The organism is Sulfurimonas sp. (genome assembly GCF_032250635.1).
In the GTDB taxonomy this organism is placed as follows: domain Bacteria; phylum Campylobacterota; class Campylobacteria; order Campylobacterales; family Sulfurimonadaceae; genus Sulfurimonas.
In genome coordinates, this window is sequence record NZ_JAVVFL010000174.1 from 1 (window position 1) to 4,581 (window position 4,581).

Below are 4,581 nucleotides of genomic sequence, written 5' to 3' on the forward strand. Positions count from 1 at the left end.
CGCCAAAAACAAGAATAACCGTAATTAAAAAAGGAGCGAAAGCGGTTAAAAGAAAAGCTACAGGCAGGATGATAGCCTTGTTTTTTAAAGAGCCTTTTGTAATCGCCCAGATAACTTTTAGCTCTCTTGATTGGTCAAACCCCGTAGCTTTTTGTGCATTTACGGCTAGGTCGTCTCCTAGAATTGCCGCAGTCTTTTGCGTAGCTATCTTGCTTGCAACTGCTACATCATCCGCGAGCATCGCAATATCGTCTAAAAGTAAAAAAATCCCTGATGCCATTTTTTATCCTATCTCTTTAATATTTTGAGTAGCAAGTACCCATTTAAAATAAACTGCTCCGACAACAAACCCAAAGCCTATAAGGAATGTTATAAACTCCAAAGAGAAACCTTTTGTTGCCAAAAATCCTATCATAAAAGATGTAATCGTAGCCGATGTTAGAAACAACATGTCGTTATATGCCACTATTCGCCCATAATATTTCGGTTCTATATTTTTTTGCAAAAGAGTGTATGTGTAGGACCACAAAGTAGTAGTAAAGAGCCCCACTATTACGCTTGCAAAGAGCGACATATAAAAATCTTCCATGAGATATGCCCAGAGCCAGATTGCAAATGCCTGGAAGATAAAAATATTTACCAACCTTTTGTTGTTGACCCAGTTTCCAAGAATCACAGGTCCAATAACCAGACCGACCGCTCTTGAAGCATGTAAAAGCCCAAGAGCAAGCGATGTTGCAATGATGGAGGCGTAATATTTATCTACCATAAGTGCCACAAGCGCATCAAATGCAGTTAATCCTACAAATGAGTGCATAAGCATTAAGTGAATGGCATGCGGGTTTCTCTTAAAGTATCTGAAACTATCGCGCATCATCTCTTTCAGGCTCTCTTTGCTCTTTATAAACTCCACTTCTATGTGGAGCCTGTAAAGCAGGAAAAAGGCAACGACAAACATGGAGGCATCGAGGATAAAGGCTATTTTTACCCCAAACAAAAAAACAACAAAACCGCTAATTGCCATACCTAAAGTATAGGAGAGCGACCAGATAATGGAGTGAAGTTCGTTTGCCTTTTGAAGCTTCTCTCCTCCTAGGAGTTTTGGCAGAAGAGACATCTCAGTTGTGAAGTAAAAACTAGCCGCCGCCATCTTAAGAAACACGAGCGTGTAAAGAAGCCACAAATCCGAGAGTTCATTTACAAATACCAAAAAAAGCGTAGCAAATATCTCAACTGTAATTAAAATCAGCATAAGTTTTTTTGGCTTCATGTTATCAATTATCGAGCCCGAAAAGGGTGCCTGTATGATTCCAGAGAGAAAATGCAGCATTGCCGTAAAGGCTACAACTTCAGGAGAAACCTTCATCTGCAAAAGAAGCGTGTAGATGGCAACATTGCTAAACCATGCCCCAAAATAGGCGATGAGTTGTATGGTAGAGAGTCTTCTAAGCGTGGGTTCCGACTTTAGTAATTGGATGTATTGATTCATAAATGCAAGATTATCATAAATCCAAAACAAAAAAAGTTATTTTTTTATCAACTTTGCTAAAGTTATTTTTTCTTGTGTCGATTTAGTTTGCAATAATAGTGTTTACTTTGAGAAAAGGAGTAGGTCATGGATGGCATAGCAAATATTGCAAAACAGCAACAGTCTCAGATAAGCCAGCAAGAGAACCAAGGTGCTAGAGCATCTCAAACAAGAGAAGTTGAGCAGCCCAAGCAGGCGAGCATTGTCAAAGAGATGCAACAAGAAAATGTAGAAAGTTCTCAAAAAGTAGATTCGAGGGAGCAGGTGCATGATTTAGTCAACGAGCTAAATAAAGCGCTTGCTCCTTTGACAACAAATATAAAATTTGGAGTTGACTTTCAAGATATTTTTTATGTTTCAGTAATTGAAGCTGAAACAAGCAAAGTGATAAGAAGATTTCCTGCCGAAGAAGCAGTTGGATTTCTTCCAAAAATGAAAGAAGTCTCCGGAATTCTTTTTGACTCAAAAGGGTAATCTTACGCCCTTTTGACTTCTACCTCTTTTTTGCTGACTTTATACTAAACAGCAACAGCTACTCATCAAATCATACAATTCCACTAACCATTCTTTAATACTTTTTGTAGTAAAATCGCGATAATTATTTTGCTTGCAAAGGTTTTTAAATGAAAAGAGAAGTTAAAAAAGTAGTTTTAGCATATTCTGGCGGACTTGACACCAGTGTTATTTTAAAGTGGTTACAAGATGAGTACAAGTGCGAAGTCGTAACTTTTACTGCCGACATAGGTCAAGGCGAAGAGGTAGAACCTGCGCGTGTAAAGGCACTCTCACTTGGTATTAAGCCTGAAAATATATTTATTGAAGATCTAAAAGAGGAATTTGTAAAAGATTATGTATTTCCTATGTTTAGAGCAAATGCAATCTATGAAGGAGAGTATCTTTTAGGAACTTCTATAGCAAGACCTCTTATCGCAAAGAGACAAGTTGAAATCGCTCATTTAACGGGGGCTGATGGCGTGAGTCACGGAGCTACGGGCAAAGGAAACGACCAAGTAAGATTTGAGATGGGCTATCTTAGCAAAGACTCTACTTTAACAATTATTGCTCCATGGAGAGAGTGGGACTTAAACTCAAGAGAGAAGCTTTTGGCTTATGCGGAGACACACGGAATCCAAATTGAGAAAAAAGGGAAAAAATCTCCTTACTCTACGGATGCAAACTTGTTGCACATCTCTTATGAAGGCGGTATTTTGGAAGACCCAAATGCAGAGCCAGAAGATAGCATGTGGCTATGGACGACAAGACCAGAAGATGCTCCTGAGATTCCTGAGTATATAGAGATTGGATACAAAAATGGTGATCCTATTTCATTGAACGGACAAGAACTGTCTCCTGCAACAATGCTAGCAACTCTAAATAAACTGGCTGGAAAACACGGCATAGGTCGTGTAGATATAGTTGAGAACAGATTTGTCGGTATGAAGAGCCGCGGATGTTATGAAACTCCAGGCGGAACTATTATGCTAAAAGCGCACCGTGCCATCGAATCCATCACACTTGACCGTGAAGAGGCGCATCTAAAAGATGAGTTAATGCCTAAATATGCAAAACTTATCTATAACGGTTTTTGGTTTGCTCCTGAGCGTGAAATGCTTCAAGCGGCGATTGACAAGACGCAGGAGAATGTAAACGGAACGGTAAAAGTAAAGCTTTACAAAGGAAATGTAACGGTAGTGGGACGCTCATCTGAGTGTTCGCTCTTCAATCCTGAGTATTGTACATTTGAAGAGGATGCTGTTTATGATCAAAAAGATGCGGCAGGTTTCATCAAACTAAATGCGCTTCGTTTTATCATTGAAGGCAAAGCTAGAAAAAACAAGAACCCTCTTTAATAAGGAAAAAGCATGAGCATAGTAAAAATAGATATGAATTCACCGGAGTTTCAAGCAGAACTAGAAAAAACTATTGTCTTTACAGATAAAGTAAATAAGCAGTTTGGCTGGGTTTATAATCCACAGGCAGAAGTAAACGAAGGCGTACAGATGGGTCTGGCAAGAAACAAGATGATGTACGGTAAACGTTTTTGCCCATGCTTTATGGTTGAGACGGTTAATGACAAACCAAGAAGTGTAGAAGATAGAATCTGCCCTTGTAAGCCTGCAATCGAGAAAGAGATTCCAGAGGATGGTCTTTGTCACTGCGGCATCTACTGTACACCTGAGTATGCTGCCAAAAAAGCTCTAGAGATGGGCATGGAAGAAGCTGTTCACACACACTCTCGCGGCTTAACAAAAAAGGAAGCACAAACTTTGCTAAGCCAAAGCGAACTTGATGGAGATGAAGTAACTTCTCTCATAGAAGCAAGAGAACTTGGAATGGTAGATTTCAAACTTGTGGACGTGCGCGAACATATGGAGTGGCAGATGGGGCACATAAAAGGAGCCGACAAACTGGTTCCTACAAGCAGTTTTTTTGCAGCTCTAGAAGATGCAAAACTTAACAAAGATGAAAATATTATTTTATACTGCCACGTCGGAAGCAGAAGCGCTCATTGTGCAAGAATCTTAAACGACATGGGATATACGAAAATCGGAAATTTATCTTATGGAATCGTCTCTTACGGCGGCGAGATAGAGAGATAAGGGGAAAAAATGAAAGTTCTACTCATAAAAGATGTCAAAACTTTGGGCAAAGCAGGCGAAGTTAAAGAGGTCAAAGATGGCTACGGTCAAAATTTTTTAATAGCAAAAGGTTTTGCAAAACATGCAACTGCCGAAATTTTGGCTAAACATAAAGAAGATGAAAGATTGGCGGCAGAAGAGCTTGCGAAAGAGATTGCTGATTTAAAAGATCTTGCGAAAAAACTTGACAAATTAGAGATTATAATAACTAAAAAACTTGGACAAAACGGTCATCTTTTTGGCTCAATTACCAAAGATGAAGTAGCGCATGCGCTTCAAGATCAGCACAATATCGAGATAGACAAAAAACACATTATAGACAAAGTTGCCATTAAAACAGTCGGCGAACATGACTTAGACCTCAAACTTGGTCACTCAATCCATGCAACGCTGCATGTCGATGTTCAGGGAGAG

6 protein-coding genes are annotated in these 4,581 nt (G+C 39.4%); 4 read left to right on the top strand and 2 right to left on the bottom strand.

Features of this window, described 5'->3' with window-relative positions:
* Both RQ763_RS09730 and RQ763_RS09735 read right to left on the bottom strand, forming a co-directional pair.
* On the bottom strand, positions 1–280 hold a 280-nt coding region (locus tag RQ763_RS09730; RefSeq protein ID WP_314152679.1), incomplete at its 3' end, for a DUF808 family protein.
* 3 nt (positions 281–283) lie between these two features.
* Positions 284–1,489 (bottom strand): MFS transporter, encoded by a 1,206-nt coding sequence (locus RQ763_RS09735; RefSeq protein ID WP_314152685.1) that lies wholly within the window; start codon positions 1,487–1,489, stop codon positions 284–286.
* 126 nt (positions 1,490–1,615) lie between these two features.
* Here RQ763_RS09735 and RQ763_RS09740 point away from each other — a divergent pair, with 126 nt between their 5' ends.
* The 4 genes from RQ763_RS09740 to rplI form a co-directional block, all read left to right on the top strand.
* A complete protein-coding gene (locus tag RQ763_RS09740; RefSeq protein WP_314152687.1) occupies positions 1,616–2,002 on the top strand; it encodes a flagellar protein FlaG in 387 nt (128 codons plus the stop codon).
* A gap of 149 nt (positions 2,003–2,151) precedes the next feature.
* Positions 2,152–3,378 (top strand): argininosuccinate synthase, encoded by a 1,227-nt coding sequence (locus tag RQ763_RS09745; protein WP_314152688.1) that lies wholly within the window; start codon positions 2,152–2,154, stop codon positions 3,376–3,378.
* Positions 3,379–3,390: 12 nt separating this feature from the next.
* Positions 3,391–4,128, top strand: a complete 738-nt coding sequence (locus RQ763_RS09750) for a ferredoxin-thioredoxin reductase catalytic domain-containing protein (RefSeq protein ID WP_314152689.1) — start codon at positions 3,391–3,393, stop codon at positions 4,126–4,128.
* A gap of 9 nt (positions 4,129–4,137) precedes the next feature.
* On the top strand, positions 4,138–4,581 hold a 444-nt coding region (rplI, locus tag RQ763_RS09755), incomplete at its 3' end, for a 50S ribosomal protein L9 (RefSeq protein WP_314152691.1).